18 protein-coding genes are annotated in these 15,746 nt (G+C 67.2%); 9 read left to right on the top strand and 9 right to left on the bottom strand.

Annotation, left to right across the window (positions count from 1 at the left end):
- The first annotated feature begins 49 nt into the window (after window positions 1-49).
- The 3 genes from aroQ to NX862_RS14885 are packed head-to-tail and all read left to right on the top strand — an operon-like array spanning window position 50 to window position 2,633.
- On the top strand, window positions 50-484 hold the full coding sequence (gene aroQ / locus NX862_RS14895) for a type II 3-dehydroquinate dehydratase (RefSeq protein ID WP_264494718.1): 435 nt from the start codon (window positions 50-52) through the stop codon (window positions 482-484).
- Window positions 481-1,584: an AMP-binding protein gene (locus NX862_RS14890; RefSeq protein WP_264494717.1), complete on the top strand. Its 1,104-nt coding sequence runs from the start codon at window positions 481-483 to the stop codon at window positions 1,582-1,584. The genes aroQ and NX862_RS14890 overlap by 4 nt, the downstream gene beginning before the upstream one ends.
- The gene (locus NX862_RS14885) at window positions 1,581-2,633 is read left to right on the top strand and encodes a thiolase family protein (protein ID WP_264494716.1); all 1,053 of its coding nucleotides are present in this window, start codon (window positions 1,581-1,583) and stop codon (window positions 2,631-2,633) included. Before NX862_RS14890 ends, NX862_RS14885 begins: the two co-directional genes overlap by 4 nt.
- Window positions 2,634-2,637: 4 nt before the next feature.
- Here NX862_RS14885 and NX862_RS14880 read toward each other — a convergent pair whose 3' ends face one another.
- The 4 genes from NX862_RS14880 to NX862_RS14865 all read right to left on the bottom strand — a co-directional run bounded on the left by NX862_RS14880 (window position 2,638) and on the right by NX862_RS14865 (window position 4,940).
- Window positions 2,638-3,174, bottom strand: coding sequence for a biotin transporter BioY (locus NX862_RS14880; RefSeq protein ID WP_264494715.1), 537 nt, complete (start codon window positions 3,172-3,174; stop codon window positions 2,638-2,640).
- A gap of 37 nt (window positions 3,175-3,211) precedes the next feature.
- A complete protein-coding gene (locus NX862_RS14875) occupies window positions 3,212-3,799 on the bottom strand; it encodes an energy-coupling factor transporter transmembrane component T family protein (RefSeq protein ID WP_264494714.1) in 588 nt (195 codons plus the stop codon).
- Entirely contained in the window at window positions 3,780-4,490 is a 711-nt protein-coding gene (locus tag NX862_RS14870; protein WP_264494713.1) for an energy-coupling factor ABC transporter ATP-binding protein, read from the bottom strand. Before NX862_RS14870 ends, NX862_RS14875 begins: the two co-directional genes overlap by 20 nt.
- Before the next feature lie 135 nt (window positions 4,491-4,625).
- Window positions 4,626-4,940 (bottom strand): hypothetical protein, encoded by a 315-nt coding sequence (locus NX862_RS14865; protein WP_264494712.1) that lies wholly within the window; start codon window positions 4,938-4,940, stop codon window positions 4,626-4,628.
- 206 nt (window positions 4,941-5,146) lie between these two features.
- Here NX862_RS14865 and NX862_RS14860 point away from each other — a divergent pair, with 206 nt between their 5' ends.
- On the top strand, window positions 5,147-5,935 hold the full coding sequence (locus NX862_RS14860) for an inositol monophosphatase family protein (protein WP_264494711.1): 789 nt from the start codon (window positions 5,147-5,149) through the stop codon (window positions 5,933-5,935).
- A 145-nt stretch (window positions 5,936-6,080) separates the two neighbouring features.
- Here the strand turns inward: NX862_RS14860 and NX862_RS14855 are convergent, their stop codons facing one another.
- The 3 genes from NX862_RS14855 to NX862_RS14845 form a co-directional block, all read right to left on the bottom strand.
- Window positions 6,081-6,905: a 4-(cytidine 5'-diphospho)-2-C-methyl-D-erythritol kinase gene (locus NX862_RS14855; RefSeq protein WP_264494710.1), complete on the bottom strand. Its 825-nt coding sequence runs from the start codon at window positions 6,903-6,905 to the stop codon at window positions 6,081-6,083.
- The gene (locus tag NX862_RS14850; protein WP_264494709.1) at window positions 6,895-8,595 is read right to left on the bottom strand and encodes a tetratricopeptide repeat protein; all 1,701 of its coding nucleotides are present in this window, start codon (window positions 8,593-8,595) and stop codon (window positions 6,895-6,897) included. The genes NX862_RS14855 and NX862_RS14850 overlap by 11 nt, the downstream gene beginning before the upstream one ends.
- 179 nt (window positions 8,596-8,774) lie before the next feature.
- Window positions 8,775-10,424, bottom strand: a complete 1,650-nt coding sequence (locus NX862_RS14845; RefSeq protein ID WP_264494708.1) for an electron transfer flavoprotein-ubiquinone oxidoreductase — start codon at window positions 10,422-10,424, stop codon at window positions 8,775-8,777.
- 238 nt (window positions 10,425-10,662) lie between these two features.
- Between NX862_RS14845 and greA the strand changes: the two genes are divergently transcribed.
- Window positions 10,663-11,133: a transcription elongation factor GreA gene (greA, locus tag NX862_RS14840; protein ID WP_264494707.1), complete on the top strand. Its 471-nt coding sequence runs from the start codon at window positions 10,663-10,665 to the stop codon at window positions 11,131-11,133.
- A gap of 38 nt (window positions 11,134-11,171) precedes the next feature.
- Window positions 11,172-12,203: a hypothetical protein gene (locus NX862_RS14835; RefSeq protein ID WP_264494706.1), complete on the top strand. Its 1,032-nt coding sequence runs from the start codon at window positions 11,172-11,174 to the stop codon at window positions 12,201-12,203.
- A 170-nt stretch (window positions 12,204-12,373) separates the two neighbouring features.
- Here the strand turns inward: NX862_RS14835 and NX862_RS14830 are convergent, their stop codons facing one another.
- A complete protein-coding gene (locus NX862_RS14830) occupies window positions 12,374-13,372 on the bottom strand; it encodes a polyprenyl synthetase family protein (RefSeq protein ID WP_264494705.1) in 999 nt (332 codons plus the stop codon).
- Between the two features lie 56 nt (window positions 13,373-13,428).
- Here NX862_RS14830 and NX862_RS14825 point away from each other — a divergent pair, with 56 nt between their 5' ends.
- The 3 genes from NX862_RS14825 (at window position 13,429) to NX862_RS14815 (ending at window position 14,665) form a co-directional block, all read left to right on the top strand.
- Entirely contained in the window at window positions 13,429-13,650 is a 222-nt protein-coding gene (locus NX862_RS14825) for a putative signal transducing protein (protein ID WP_264494704.1), read from the top strand.
- The gene (locus NX862_RS14820) at window positions 13,647-14,390 is read left to right on the top strand and encodes a tRNA1(Val) (adenine(37)-N6)-methyltransferase (RefSeq protein WP_264494703.1); all 744 of its coding nucleotides are present in this window, start codon (window positions 13,647-13,649) and stop codon (window positions 14,388-14,390) included. The genes NX862_RS14825 and NX862_RS14820 overlap by 4 nt, the downstream gene beginning before the upstream one ends.
- A gap of 110 nt (window positions 14,391-14,500) precedes the next feature.
- Entirely contained in the window at window positions 14,501-14,665 is a 165-nt protein-coding gene (locus NX862_RS14815) for a YdcH family protein (RefSeq protein WP_264494702.1), read from the top strand.
- Window positions 14,666-14,758: 93 nt separating this feature from the next.
- Here the strand turns inward: NX862_RS14815 and yddG are convergent, their stop codons facing one another.
- Entirely contained in the window at window positions 14,759-15,610 is an 852-nt protein-coding gene (gene yddG, locus NX862_RS14810; RefSeq protein ID WP_264494701.1) for an aromatic amino acid exporter YddG, read from the bottom strand.
- Window positions 15,611-15,746 lie beyond the last annotated feature (136 nt).

Here is a 15,746-nt window from a genome sequence, read left to right as displayed (position 1 = left end):
CATACCCCAGGGCTTGCCGCACTTGCCCCGCCCGGCTAGTCTTTGGCCTATGAAAACCATCTTCCTCCTGAACGGCCCGAACCTGAACCTGCTTGGCCAGCGCCAACCCGAGATTTATGGGCGCGAGACGCTGGCTGATGTCGAGGCGCTTTGCACGCGCCTGGCTGAAAGCATGGGGCTGGGCTTGCGCGCGCACCAGTCCAACCACGAGGGCGCCTTGGTCGATCTGATCCAACAGGCCCGGCTGGAGGCCGCCGCCATCATCATCAACCCCGGCGCCTATTCGCACACGTCGGTGGCGATCCTGGATGCCTTGAACGCTTTCGACGGGCCGGTGATCGAGGTCCATATCAGCAATATCCACAAGCGCGAGGCCTTTCGGCACCACTCTTTTGTTTCGGGCCGCGCCGATGGGGTCATCGCGGGCTGCGGGACGCAGGGCTATGTCATGGCGCTGCACCGGCTCGCCCATCTTCTGGCGTGAGCTTTCTGTGGCATCCGCAGGCGCGGCTTTTTGCCGGCGACGCGCTGCGGCCAGGGGCGCCGCAGTCGGGCGCCCTGCCCGATGATCCGCAATCACTGTGCCACCTGGGCGCGCATGATTTTCGCATCGGCGGCCCAAGCGTTGAACCAAGCGGCGCGCCCCGCGGCTTCGAGACCCTGACCGGCGGGACCTCGGGCCACCCCCGCCGCATCGCGCGGACCGCCGCCAGCTGGCAGGCCTCTTTCGCCGTCAACCAGGGGCTTTTCGGCATCGGACCCGGGGTGCGGACCGCGGTTCTGGGGCGGCTGGTTCATTCGCTGGCGCTGTATGGCGCGCTGGAAAGCCTGTCGCTTGGGGCCGACCTGCATGTGCTGTCGCATCTGTCCCCCCGGGCGCAGGGGGCGGCGCTGGCCGGGATCGACCTGCTTTACGCCACGCCCGCACAACTGCGCCTGATCCTGGAGGCATCCGGCCCAGAGCTGGCCTTGCGGTGCCTGCTGGTCGGCGGATCGAAGCTGGATGCGGGCCTGCGCGCGGCCTTTCGCGCCCGGGCGCCCGTTTGCACCATCCACGAGTTTTATGGCGCGGCCGAGGCCTCTTTTGTCACCCTTGCAGGTCCCGACACGCCCGAAGCCTCGGTCGGCAGGCCTTATCCCGGGGTTGATCTGCGCATCGAAGAGGGCGAGATTTGGGTCAAAAGCCCCTATCTTTTCACGGGTTACGCCTCTGACCCCGGCTCTGCGCGCTGGGTGGGCGACTGGCTGGTCCTGGGCGAGACCGGTTGGCTGCAGGACGGGTTCCTGTATCTGCGTGGCCGCCTGTCGCGCATGGTCAAGGTCGCCGACCAAGCCGCCTATCCCGAAGAGATCGAGGCCTTTCTTATGGCGCAACCCGGCGTCACCCGTGCCGCTGTCACCGCCACCCCCGATGCCCTGCGCGGCGCGCGCCTGATCGCTCATGTGATGGGCACGGCCCCGGACGCCGCCCTGTTGCCTGCGCTGCGTCAGGCGTTCGGCCCGCTAAAGGCCCCGCGTGAAATCCGCAGACCCGCGACCTGGCCCATGCTGGCTTCGGGCAAAACCGACCTGTCCGCATTATGACCTGGATCATTGCCGCCCGCCGCAGCCCGGTTGCGCCCTCTGGCGGCGCGCTGGCGGGGCTTTTGCCGCATGAATTGGCGGCGCCGGTGATCCGGGCGGCGCTTGCCGATGCCGGGATCGCGCCCGATCAGGTCGACGAGGTGATCTTGTCGAACGCGCTGGGGGGCGGCGGCAATCCGGCGCGGATGGCGGCGCTGGCGGCTGGCCTGCCCGAGCGTGTCGCGGGCCTGTCCATCGACCGGCAATGCGTCGGCGGGCTGGATGCGATCCTGTTGGCCGATGCCTTGGTGCGCGCGGGCGCCCGGATCGTGGTGGCAGGCGGCGCCGAAAGCCACTCACGTAGGCCCCATCGCCTGACTCGTCCGGGCGGCGTGGAATATGACCGCCCCGCCTTTGCCCCCTTCCCCGCCCGCGACCCTGACATGGCCGAGGCGGCCGCCCGGCTGGCGGCGCAGATGGGCCATGACCGCGCGGCCCTGGACGCCTATGCGGTGGCCAGCCATGCCAAGGCGCGGGCCCAGCCGCAAAGCGGCCTTGTGCCGCTGGCGGGGCTTGACCGCGACGCCTTCACCCGGGCCTTGACGCCGGCGCTGGCCGCCCGCGCCCGGGCGATCCACGGCCCGATCTCGGCCGCCAATGCGGCGGTCAGCGCGGATGGCGCGGCCTTTGTCGTGGTCAGCCGCGATCCCATCGGGCCGCGTCCGGTCAAGCTCTTGGGCGGTGTGACCCTGGGCGCCGCGCCCGAGGACCCGGGCCTGGCCCCCCTTGCCGCCATCGCCGCTCTGGGGCCGCAGCGGCTGGACCGGATCGAGCTGATGGAGGCCTTTGCCGCCCAAGCCCTTGCCACAATCGAAAAGGCCGGGTTTGACCCCGGCCTTGTCAACGTCAAAGGGGGCGCCTTGGCGCGGGGCCATCCGATTGGCGCCTCGGGTTCGGTGCTGGCCGTCAGCCTGTATCACGGGCTGAATGGCCTGGGCCCGGGCGCGCTGGGATTGGCCGCCATCGCGGCGGCGGGCGGGCTTGGGACCGCCCTGCTGCTGCGGGCGTGACCCTTTACGCCTGCACCAGACCCGGACGGGCGCGGGCCACGGCCACCGTCACCAGCGCACAAATCCCCGCCTTGACCACATCGCCCGGCACAAAGACCATCGAGCCCCAGAACGCCTCGACCAGGGGTTTGCCCGCGACCAAAGCGATGCCTGGGACGCCGAACAGATAGACCACGCCGATGCCCCCGGCCACGGCCGCGTTGAAGGTGCCCGCGGTCGAGACCTCTTTCATCCAGCCCATCAGCGCGCCGGTGACAAAGGCCGCAATTGGCCAGCCGATCAGGAACCCGGCCGAGGCCGAGGTAAAGACGCCGATCCCGCCGCGCCCGCCCGACAAAAGCGGCAGGCCAAGCGCGGTCAGCGCCAGGAACAACAACACGGCAAGCGCACCATTGCGCGCGCCAAGGATCGTGCCGCACAGCATCACCCCCAGGGTCTGCGCCGTGATCGGCACGCCGATGCCCATGTCGATCTTGGGGATCAGCCCAAGCGCTGCGATCAAAGCGGCAAAAAGCGCGATACGGGTAAGGCTGCGTTCCATCGGGGTCTCCTTGGATGACCTGTTTGCATCTGCAGCGTTACTCTGTGCCGCCCCGGGCTTGCAAGGCCTCGGCCACATGTTCGGCATCGTCCAGGGCGGCCAGAGTGATGGCAAAGACCAGGGGCCAGCCGATGCGACGGGGCGACCGGGCGCGCCAGGCCTGCGACAGTTGATCCGCCCGCAAGGCCAGGACCGGGACAAAGCGGATCACCAGCGCCATGGCCAGCGCCAGCCTTGCGGGCGGGATCACGGGGGCCAAGGGCCGGGCAAGCCACAGGAAAACCGCCTGCATATCGGTCAACCGCGTGGTCATGGTCACAAGGTTCGCCGCGCCAAAGGCCGCAAACATGCGCAGGACCGCGGTCAGGCCCTCAGGCGCCGTGCCGGTCAGCCCATGCCAGGCCAGGATCACAAGGCCCATCCAGACCAAAGGCCGAAACAGCCGCAGCCACTCTGGGAACAGCCCCAGCGCCAGGGTTGCGGCCAGCGGCAAGCCCAGCCCGGCCAGGGACCACAGCCCCGGAAGCGCAAAGAGCGCAACCGAAAACACCGCCAGCCCCGCAAGCTTGCCCCCCGCGCTCCAGTCATGCAGGGCGGTGTGGCGGCTAGAGGTCAGTGTCAGCATCGGCCTCTCCGATCCGGGCCATCTGGGCGCGGAACTCTGGCAGGACCTGGGCGGGCGGCCCATCCGCCCGGATACGCCCCTGCTCCAGCCACAGGACGCGGTCACAGCGCTCGACCGCGGCTGGCGCATGGGAAATGGTGATCAGGCGTTGCGGCAAGGCATCCAGTCGACGGCGAAGGCGGGCCTCGGTCGGCAGGTCCAGCGCCGCAAAGGGCTCGTCCAGCAAAAGCCAGCGCGGCGCCATCAACAGCAGCGCCAAAAGGCACAGGTATTGCCGCTGGCCCTGCGACAGGGTGTGGGTCGCGGCCTTTTCCCAATGCGCGCGGCCCTCGGCGGTAAGGGCGTCACGGGCGCGGGCCTGGGCCTGGGCCTTGGGGACGCCTTGCTGGATCAGGCCGAAGGACAGTTCCTCGATCACGGTCGGAAACAGGATCTGGTGGTCGGGGTTCTGAAACAGGATGCCCAGCGACCGCAACAGCGCCTTGCGGTCGGTGGGGCTTGCGCCCTCGACCGTCACCCGGCCCGAGGTCGGCGCCACCAGCCCCGCCATCAACCGCAACAGCGAGGTCTTGCCCGACCCGTTGCGCCCGATCAGGCCGATCCGGGCCTCGGTCAGGTGCAGGTCGATCCCGGTCAGGATCGGCTTGCCCTGCAGGGACAGGCTGACGTCGTTCAGATGGATGCCACTCATGGGCCGGGGTTAGCGGGAAAACGTCCTGGGGTCAAAGGGCGCGGTGGACAGGACGGTATGGTCCCTGAACCCCGGCGCGGTCACAGGGCTTTGTGGCAGGCCAGGGCGTGTTGCCGGACCAGGGCGTCTTGGCGGTCACAGGGTCTTTTTGCAGGCTGACACCAGGCGCTGAAAGCTTTCAGCCGTCAGGGCGACGCGGTCATGGGGGTCATGGCCGGTGATCGGCGCTTGCGCGTCCCAGGCCAGAAAGCCGCGACCCGCGATGGCATCCGCCAGCGCGTGCAGTTCGGCCAAGGCGGCAGAGCCATCGCGCGGCAAACGCCCCGATAGCGCCATGGCCAGCTGGTTGAAGATCTGCGGCTCTGCCGCGTCACGCGCCTGGCTGCGCCGGGCAACCTGGTGCCACAGCGCGGTGATCTGGGTGAAATCGTCGAATGTTGCTTGGGCCATGGTTCACCCTAGGCCCCACCCCCCCGCGCCGCCAATCCGTCAAATTGTCGCCACAGTTTTTCCATATTCGCACCAATCGCGGTTTTGGGCGCTCTTAACCGCAATCCCCTTCCGCCCCTTTCCTTTCCCCCTCCCCCCTTTCCTTTCGGCCCATTCCCATGTAAGCCCCCCTTCGTTCCATAAGATGCCATAAGTGAAGGTGCCCGATGCAAGGCAGCGCCAATATCAATCTGATGATCAAGGCCGCCCGCAAAGCGGGCCGTGCTTTGGTCAAGGACTTCCGCGAAGTTGAAAACCTGCAGGTCTCGACCAAGGGGCCGGGGGAATTCGTCACCAAGGCCGACCGCGAGGCGGAACGTCTGGTCCGCGAGGACCTGATGGAGGCGCGCCCGAACTACGGTTGGGTGGGCGAGGAATCCACGCCGGTCGAGGGCACGGACCCGACGCGGCGCTGGATCGTCGATCCGCTGGACGGGACGACGAACTTCCTGCACGGGATGCCGCATTGGGCGGTGTCCATCGCGCTGGAGCATAAGGGCGAGATCGTGGCCGCCGTGGTCTTTGATGCGGCCAAGGACGAGATGTTCTGGGCCGAAAAGGGCTCGGGCGCCTGGATGAACGACCGGAGGTTGCGGGTCTCGGGGCGGCGGTCGCTGTCCGAGTCGATCTTTGCGACCTCGGTTCCGGCGATTTCCAAGCGGACCCTGCCCGGCACGATTGCCGATTTCGCGCGGCTGATGCCGCAGGTGGCGGGGGTGCGCGAATGGGGCGCGGCTTCGTTGAACCTGGCCTATGTGGCGGCGGGTCGTTTCGACGGGTTCTGGGAACGCGAGATGAAGATCTGGGACATGGCGGCGGGTCTGCTCTTGGTCAAGGAAGCGGGCGGCTTTGTCGAAAGCATCCGCGAGGGGATGACGCCGTTTGACCATGGCTCGGTGGTCTGCGCCAATGGCGAGCTGTTTTCGGCCTTTGCCAAGGTGATCCGCAACGACTGAGGGCCCCGGCCCGCAGGATAAACGCCGGTCCCACGGGGGCCGGCGTTTTGCTTTCGGGGGCCGGCGTTTTGCTTTTTGGCCTCCCCTGACCCAAAGCAGCGCCAGAGGCGCAAGCCTTTGCCACAGCGGACCATCCGGCCAAGGCCTAGACCAGAGCCCCGAACTGCACCCACCATCCCGGTCGCGCCAGGGACAGGGCGGCGGCCTCGGCCAAAGCGGCCTCGGCAAACAGCCCGAAGCAGGTCGCCCCGCTGCCCGACATCCGCGCCACAAGGCATCCCGGCACCGCATTTAGCGCCGCAAGCACCGCGCCGATCTGGGGACGCAGGCGCAAGGCGGGCTCTTGCAGGTCGTTGCGCGTCCCCGCCAGCCAATCGGCCAGCGCCGCCGCATCCGGGACATCGCCCATCACCGGCAAGGGCGGATTGTCGCGCCGTGTCAGCGCGCGGAACACCTCGGGCGTCGAGACGGTCACGCCGGGGTTCACCAGCACCAGATGGGCGGGCGGCAGGCGCAGCGGGGTCAGGTCCTCACCGATCCCCGCCATCCGCGCCGGGCGGCCCAGCAGGCAGACCGGCACATCGGCCCCAAGCCCCAGCACCGCGGCGGGATCGGGCAGATCCACGCCATGCAGGTCCGCCAGGGCCCGCAGCGTCGCCGCCGCATCGGCAGAGCCGCCGCCGATCCCCGAGGCCAGCGGCAAATGCTTGTCCAAGGTGATCGCGGCGGGCCGTCCCATCAGCCGGGCCGCGCGCAGGACAAGGTTGTCCTCGCCCGCGCCAAGCCCCGCCGCCATGGGCCCCGTCACGGTCAGCGACATCACGTCACTGGCCCTGACCCGCACCACGTCGCCGAAATCGGCAAACCCCACGAGGCTGTCCAGCAGGTGATAGCCATCCCCCCGCCGCCCCGTCACATGCAGCGCCAGGTTGACCTTGGCCCGGGCGCGCCGTTCGATCTCAGCCGCCATTCCGCTTTTCATCCGCCAGAACCGCGTCCAGCCCTTTTTCCAGTTTCAACCGGATGCGGGCGGCGTCTTTCTCTTCGGGCTTGAACGACAGCGCGCGGTGCCATTGGTATTCGGCCTCGCGCACGCGCCCCACGGCCCAATAGATATCGCCCAGGTGATCGGTCACGACCGGATCGACCGGCATCAACTGCGAGGCGGCCTCTTGCGGGGCCACCGCCTGATCATACTGCCCCAGCCGGTAATAGGCCCAGGCCAGGCTGTCCAGGATATAGCCCTGATCGGGCGCCCCGGCGACGGCGCGGCGCAGCATCTCTAGTGCGCGGTCCAAGTTCTCGCCGCGGTCGACCCAGGCGTAACCCAGTTCGTTCAACAAGCGCGGCTCGTCGGGGGCCAGGGTCAGGCCAAAGCTCAGGTCCTTTTCGGCGGCAGCCCAGTCGCCCACGACCTGCGCACAGCCGCCGCGCCGGTAATAGAGCGGCCAATCCCCCGGCCCCGGCGTGACAATCGTGGCAATCGCCGCACCATAGGCCGTGATCGCCGCGTCACATTTGCCATCGGCGCGCAGGGCGTCGCCCAGCGAGGCGAGGACGGTGCGGTCCTTGGGCTCGCGCTGGGACAAGGTGGTCAAAAGCTCGACCGCCTGGCCTGCGCGACCGGCCAAAAGCGCGGCATTGGCCTGGCCCAGAACGGCAGAGACATAGGCCGGGTCGCCCTCGGGCACGGCCTGAAAGGCGGTGATGGCCAAGTCATGTTGGCCCATCTGGTCCAGAAGCCGGGCCGCCATCAACTGCGCCTCGACATGGTCGGGCCGCAGCCCTGCCGCGATCCGGGCGGACAACAGCGGCGAAAGAAGGTCGTTTTCCTGCGTCGTCAGCGTGGCCCAGGTGAAAAACGCCTCGGCCAGACCCTCGCGCGCGTCGTGGATCAGGTCAAAGGGGATGGGTTCGCCCGCCGCGGCCCTGCGGCGCAGGTCGGCCATGCCCGCATCCAGCACCGCGCCGAACCTTTCGTCGATCAGGGCCACGGCCTCGGGGCCGCGCTCCAGCTGGCTCAGCACCTGGACCCGCGCCACGATGCCGCGCCGCAGACCCGAAACGCCCGCGGCCTTCGGGTCGGAAAACAGCGCCTCCGCCCCCTCGAAGTCGCCGGTCTGCGCCAGGGCCAGGGCCTTGTGATACATGCCCAAGGGCGCCGAGCCCGGATCGGCGATGATCTTGTCGAAGGTCACGGCCGCCTCGGACATCTTGCCCACACCAACCTCGGCCCAAGCCTGGATCAAAAGGTCCAGCATGGGGAATATCTTGCGGCCCGCGTCCTGGGCCTGCAGGATCGCGGCATAGTCGCCCGCGGCCCCAAGGCTGGCCAGATGCGCCAGGTTGGTGATCTGGCTTTGATGCCCCGCCTTTTCCATCGCCGCCGCAAGCGCGCCCGCCTTGTCCAGCGCGCCCATGGCCAGTTCGGCCGCAATAGCGCTTTCCAACAGGTCGGGATTGGCCGGATCGGCGGCAAGCGCCTGGGTGAACCAATCGACCGCCGCGGGGAAGTCATTCTCGGCCATGGCAGAGCGCGCGGCCAGATAGGCCCCGGCGCTGGCCTGGGGCCCGGCCTGCGAGATCGCGGGCGTCCCGGCGGCAAGCGGCAGGGACAGGGCCAGAACCAGGACGGAACCAAGACGCGAGATGGGTTGCATGGAGGTCTCCTTCTGGGTGCAGGCTAAAGGCCCCGGGCGCGGGATGCAAGAAAGGCCCGGGGGACGCGACCCCGGGCCTTTCGCAATTTTCGGTGACCTTCAAGGGCCGGTGGTGCCACATGTTGGGTCAAAGCGGGCTTGACCAGCTCACATGTTGGACCCAAGCGGGCTTGACCCGCTTACATGTTGGGGTAGTTCGGCCCACCGCCGCCCTGGGGCGTGGTCCAGGTGATGTTCTGCGACGGGTCCTTGATGTCGCAGGTCTTGCAATGGACGCAGTTCTGGAAGTTGATCTGGAACCGAGGGTCGCGGCCCTCTTCGCGCACCACCTCATAGACCCCCGCCGGGCAATAGCGCTGCGCCGGCTCGTCATATTCGGGCAGGTTCACCAGGATCGGGATGGAAGGGTCCTTCAACCGCAGATGCGCGGGCTGGTCGGCATCGTGGTTGGTGGCCGAAAAGGCGATATTGGTCAGCCGGTCAAAGGACAGGACGCCATCGGGGCGCGGATAGTCGATCGGCTTGAACTTGGACGCCTTGCCGGTGGCCTGCGCATCGGTCTTGTCATGCTTCAGCGTGCCGAAAAGCGTCATGCCAAAGGTGTTGGCCCACATGTCGGCGCCGCCGCCAAAGAGGCTGGCGATCAGACCAAAGCGGCTCCACAGCGGCTTGACGTTGCGGACCTTTTTCAGGTCGGCCCCGATGGCGCCCTGACGGACATCGGTTTCATAGGTCGTCAGCTCGTCGCCCCGCCGGCCCGCCTTGATGGCGGCATGGGCGGCCTCGGCGGCTGCCTTGCCCGACAGCATGGCGTTGTGGTTGCCCTTGATGCGCGGCACGTTCACCAGGCCCGCGGTGCAGCCCAGAAGTGCCACGCCCGGCGCCACCATCTTGGGGATCGACTGATAGCCGCCCTCACTGATCGCCCTTGCACCATAAGCCACGCGCTTGCCGCCCTTCAGGAGGTCGGCCACCATCGGGTGATGCTTGAAGCGTTGGAACTCCATATAGGGGTAAAGATGCGGGTTTTCATAGTTCAGGTGAACGACAAAACCCACATAGACCTGATTGTTTTCAAGGTGATAGATAAAGGAGCCGCCGCCGGCGTTCGACCCAAGCGGCCAGCCCATCGTATGCGTCACGCGGCCTTCGTGGTGCTTGGCGGGGTCGATCTGCCAGATCTCTTTCATGCCAAGGCCGAATTTCTGCGGCGAGTGCCCCTTGGACAGGTCATATTTCGCGATGACCTCTTTGGCCAAGGACCCCCGCACGCCTTCGGACAGGAAGACATATTTGCCGGCCAGCACCATGCCGGGCTCATAGGACGGGCCCGGGGTGCCATCGGCCTGCTTGCCGAACTCGCCCGCCACCACGCCGCGCACCTCGCCCGAGGGACCGTAGACCAGCTCTGAACAGGACATGCCCGGGAAGATTTCGACGCCCAGGCCTTCGGCCACGCCCGCCATCCAGCGGCAGACATTGGCCATCGACACGATGTAATTGCCGTGGTTGTTCATCAGGGGCGGCATCGGCCAATTCGGGATGCGCATTTGCCCCGCCGGCCCAAGGATATAGAAGTTGTCCTCTGTGACCGCGGTTTTGATCGGGGCGCCCATCGTCCGCCAGTCAGGCAAAAGCGCGTCGAGGCCCGACGGGTCCAGCACCGCGCCCGACAGGATATGGGCGCCGACCTCGGAGCCCTTTTCCAGGATCACGACGGACAGGTCCGGGTCCAACTGCTTCAGCCGGATCGCCGCCGACAGGCCCGAAGGCCCGGCGCCCACGATGACCACGTCGTATTCCATCTCTTCGCGAACGATCTCGGTCATGCCCGGCCCCTTCCTGTTTTGCTTTCCTTGCCGCAAGCGCAGCATGAGGTCAACGTTTCCCCGCAAGGAAACACCTTGTCATTGCAGGCCAGACGCAAGATTCTATCGCAGGCCCGACGGGCTTGCGCCTATTCGCGCCTTCCCCCTTGCAATTCAGCGCCATCCTGCCTTTAAAGGGGGCAATCGCAAGGTCATGGCCGGAAAAGGCCGTGGCCTTGTTCTTTGCGGAAGCAGGCTGATGGAAAAGATCCCGATGACGCGCGGCGGTTACGACGCGCTGGACGAAGAACTGAAAAACCTGAAGTCGGTGGAACGTCCCGCCGTCATCCGCGCCATATCCGAGGCGCGCGAACATGGCGACCTGTCGGAAAACGCCGAATATCACGCGGCGCGCGAAAAGCAGAGCTTCGTGGAAGGCCGCATCAAGGAGCTTGAGGCGATCTTGGGCCGGGCCGAGGTCATCGACACCTCGCGCATGTCGGGCACGGTCAAGTTCGGCGCCCGGGTGACGCTGGCCGACGAAGACACCGGCGAGGAAAAGACCTATCAGATCGTGGGCGAGGTCGAAGCCGACCTGGAGCGCGGTTTGCTGAACATGCGCTCGCCCCTGGCCCGCGCGTTGATCGGCAAGGACGAGGGCGATTCGGTCGAGGTCAAGACCCCGGGCGGCCAGAAAAGCTATGAAGTGCTGAGCATCCGTTACATCTGACGGAAACCCGGCCGGACGGCCAGGAAATGAGCAGGCCCATGACCGAGACCAATGGCACAGAGGAAACCGCAGGGCCGGACGCCGAGGCGCCAAGCCTGGGCGGTGCCCTGCGTCCGGGCGCAGGCTTGGGCCCCACCATGTCGGGCGGCGGGACCGCCATTTTGCCGCCAGACCTGGCGCCGGCGGTGTCTTCGGGCGCCTATGTGGGCGCGCTGGCCCTGTCGGTCTGCTGGATCGGGCTGGGCGTCTTTGTCTGGTATGGCACGGCGCCCGAGGGGTTTGTGGCCCGCGGCCTTGCCCTGTTCAGTGTCGTCTTGCCGATGGCGATGATCTGGGTGCTTGCGGTCGCGCTGGACCAGCTGCGGCGCTTGCGCGGCGAAAGAGAGCGGCTGCAGATGGTCATGGACCAGATGCGCCGGCAGGCGGCCAATGCGCCGCGCCCTGTCGCGACCGCGGCAGCAGCGGCACCGGTGGCGCCGCCCCCGGCCGAAGAAAGCCCGCGCCTGACCTTTCAGACCCGCCGCGAGTCGCCCGTCGCGACCCTGCGCATCGAGGAGCAACCCGGCCTCGCGCTGGATGCGCCCGAGGACAGCGGCGAGCCCTTGTCGATGGAAGATTTCCTGCGCGCCATCCATTTCCCCGACAGCCCCGACGACCAGCGCGCCTTTGCGGCGCTGAAGTTGGCGCTGGGGGACCGGCTGGCCTCCAAGCTGATCCAGGCCTCGCAAGATGTGCTGAACCTGCTGGCAGAGGACGGGATCTATATGGACGACCTGGCACCCGACCGCGCCAAGCCGGAGCTGTGGCGCAAGTTCGCCACCGGTGAGCGGGGGCGGGCGATTGCCCCCCTGGGCGGGATACGCGACCGGTCCTGCCTGGCGCTGACTGCGGCGCGGATGCGCGAGGACGAGATTTTCCGCGACGTGGCGCATCACTTTTTGCGCAGCTTCGACAAGGCCTTCGTCGCGATGGAGCCCAAGGCGACGGATGCGCAACTGTCGGCGCTGTCGGATACGCGGACGGCCCGGGCCTTCATGCTGTTTGGCCGCGTGACCGGGACCTTCGATTAAACGAGCGGCTGACGCCGCAAGCCGATGTCTCGCCTCTGGGGCTGCGCCCCAACCGGCTCGGAGACAGGTGACGAGGTGCCGGCAGGTGCGACAGCGGTTGCGCCAACCCCTCAGTCGGCAGGGCGCGGAGGGGGAGGCGCCGTGCCGGGGTGCAGTCGGCAGGGCCCGCCTCAGTTCAACCGGCTGACCACGTAATCGGCCAGATCCGACAGGATGCCGCGCAAAGGATGGTCCGGCAGCGCACCGAGCGAGGCCCGCGCCTTGGCCGCCCAACCAAAGGCGTCCTGACGCGCGGCCTCCAGCGCGCCCGAGGTGGTCAACAGCCGCAACGCCTGTTCCAGGTCGCCGTCGTGCTGCTCGCCCTTTTCGATCACCCGCACCCAGAAGGCCCGCTCGGCCTCGGAGGCCGCAGCCACCGCCTTGATCACCGGCAGCGTCACCTTGCGCTCGCGGAAGTCGTCGCCCACGTTCTTGCCGATCGCCGCGGCCGTGCCGGAGTAATCCAGCAGGTCGTCGGCAATCTGAAACGCGATGCCCAAGGCGTCGCCATAGTCGAACAGCGCCTTCACCTGATCCTCGGAGGCGCCCGCGATCACCCCGCCCGCCTCGGTCGCGGCGGAAAACAGCGCCGCCGTCTTGCCGCGCACCACCTGCAGATAGATGCCCTCGTCAGTCTTCAGGTCCTGCGCTGCGGTCAGTTGCAGCACCTCGCCCTCTGCAATCGTGGCCGAGGCATTGGCCAGGATATCCAGAACCCGCAAGGACCCGGTTTCGACCATCAACTGAAAGCTGCGGGCGAACAGGTAGTCGCCGACCAGAACCGAGGACTTGTTGTCCCACAACAGGTTGGCCGTCGGCCGCCCCCGGCGCTGGGTGCTTTCGTCGACCACATCGTCATGCAACAGCGTCGCGGTGTGAATGAATTCCACCGTGGCGGCCAGCTTCACATGATCCGCCCCCTGATAGCCACAAAGCCGCGCCGCGGCCAAGGTCAGCATCGGGCGCAGACGCTTGCCGCCCGCCTCGACCAGATGCGCGGTCACTTCCGGGATGCGGGGGGCATGCTTGCTGGCCATGCGCGCGCGGATCAGAATATTGACCGCCTCCATATCCGCCTCCAGATGGGCGGCCAGGGCGTCTTGCGGTTTCAGCGCGGCGGTCACATTCATTTTCAAACCCTCAGAGGCACTCGACGGGCCTGTCTTGGGGGGTTAGGTCTTTGGTCATGCGATTGCTCGTCTCGACCACCGATCCGACCCTGATCCCCTTTGCGCAGGCCCTGCTTGCCGGCGAGGATATAGCGGCCTTTGAACTGGACGTCCACACGAGCGTCCTGACCGGGTCAAGCTTCCTTTTGCCGCGCCGCCTGATGGTGGCGGATGGCGACTGGTTCATCGCCCGCGCCGTGCTGGTCGACAATGATTTCCCGGCCGAGGCGCTGAAGTGAGCCTGACCCATGACGCGTTTTTGTGCGGGCGGTTGCATCTGTGGCAGCCCGCAAAGGGCTACCGGGCGGCCAATGACGCGGTGCTTTTGGCCGCGGCCTGCCCCGCGACTGCAGGGCAAAGCGTGCTGGACCTGGGCTGCGGAGCGGGGGCGGCGTCGCTGTGTTTGGCCGCGCGGGTGCCGGGTCTGGTGCAGGCGGGGTTGGAACTGCAAGAGGATTACGCCGACCTTGCCCGGCGCAATGCGACCGAAAACGGCGTGGCACTAGAGGTTGTGACCGGGGACCTGTCGGTGATGCCTGCGGGGTTGCGGCGCAGCTTTGACCATGTGATCGCCAATCCGCCGTTTTATCCGAAGGGCGGCACGCCCTCGCCGGTTCTGGGCCGCGACATCGCGCTTCGCGCCGAGATGGGGTTGGCGCTGTGGGTCGAGGCTGCGGCGCGGCGGTTGCAGCCGGGCGGCTGGCTGACGATGATCTTTTCCACCGAAGGATTGCCCGAAGTGCTTGGCGCGCTTGGGAAAATGGGCTCGGCCCGGGTCCTGCCGCTGCTGCCCCGCGAAGGCCGCGAGGCCAAGCGGCTGATTCTGCGGGCGCGCAAGGGCGGCCGCGCCGGGTTTCGGATGCTGGCGCCCCTGGTGCTGCACCGGGGCGCCGCGCATGAGGGCGACCGCGAGGGCTATACGCCGCGCGCCAACGAAATTCTGCGCATGGGCGCGGGGCTTTTGGCGGAATTTGGCTGATTAAGGAATCGTTGACTCAACTTTCGGCTGTATGGACGTGAAGTTTTGATGACAGACTCGGTTTTTCATGGCTCACTGGGGTTCTGAGAAACCAGAATGAGGAGAAGTCCATGTCCGTTGCCTCGCATATCGCCGAGCTGAAGCGGAAGCACGAAAACCTCTCGACCGCTGTGGAAGTGGCGCAACGCAGCCCCGCCACCAGCGATCTGGAAATCGCCGAGATGAAAAAGCAGAAGCTGAAGATCAAAGAGGAGATCACGCGGCTTTCCAACTAAGGGATCGGGCCAAGCCGGCTGCCCCCGATGCGGGGGAGCGGTTTGCGGCTCTGACGGATCGGGAAGGGCGGCCTGCGGGTCGCCCTTTTCGTTTCAGGCGCGCGAAGCGAGGCCCGCGCCCGCCGTGATCAACAGGGCCGACAGGGCCAGGCTGGCCGTGGGCTCTGCGCCTCCGGTGGCGATCAGGATCAGCGTCGACAAAAGCGGCGCGGCATAAGACAGCGTTCCCAAAAGCTGGATGTCGCCGCGTTTCATCCCCACATCCCAGGTGAAGAAAGCCAGCCCTACAGGGCCAAGGCCCAGGGCTGCGGTCGCGCCCCAGCCAGCGGCGGTGGCAGGCCAGGCCGTTGTCTCAAGCGCCAGGTGGCACAGGGCCGACAGGGCGGCGGTGGCCAGGCAATAAAGCGTCACCGCCTCGGTCGGGACATCGCCCAGCCTGCGCGACAGGATGGAATAGCCCGCCCAGGTCAGGGCGCAAAGAAAGGCCAGCCCCATGCCAAGCCCCGCGCCCGGCCCCATCGCGGCACCCCGGCCCAGAACGATGAGGGCGGCGCCGGCAAAGGCGAGGGCGGCGCCAATCAGGTGCAGCGGGCGGAGTTTTTCTCCGGGCAAGAGGCCCGAGAAAAGGACGATGAACAAAGGCCAAAGATAGGCGATCAGGCTGGTCTGGGCATAGGGCGCCAGGCGAAAGGCCGTGAAATAGATCAGGTGATAGCCGAAAAGCCCTGCTGTGCCAAAGGCATAGACCTTCCAAGAGATGCCCTTCAGGCGATGAAAGCCCCCCGTGGCGGCCATCCAGCCCAGGCCGATGCCGCCGCCCAGGGCAAAGCAGATCGCGTTCAGCTGCAAGGGGGGGACGGGGGCGGTGCCGATCGTCAGGGCCGCCAGCGCCCCCCACATCAAAACCGCGGTGAACCCGATCCAGGTGGCTTTTGTCTTTTCCATGGCTCTATTGGGGGGAAGATATCCGGGGGGGCAAGCCCCTGCCCGGCCTCAAGACAAGGTTTTGCGGCAAATGTGGCAATGGGTGCGTGGCTGGGGTCATGCCGGTGGGGACATAAAGAACAGGAGCGGCCCCTAA

The organism is Stagnihabitans lacustris (genome assembly GCF_025950525.1).
In the GTDB taxonomy this organism is placed as follows: Bacteria; Pseudomonadota; Alphaproteobacteria; order Rhodobacterales; family Rhodobacteraceae; genus Stagnihabitans.
Note: the sequence above shows the minus strand (reverse complement) of the source record. Positions and strands in the feature narration are given on the sequence as shown.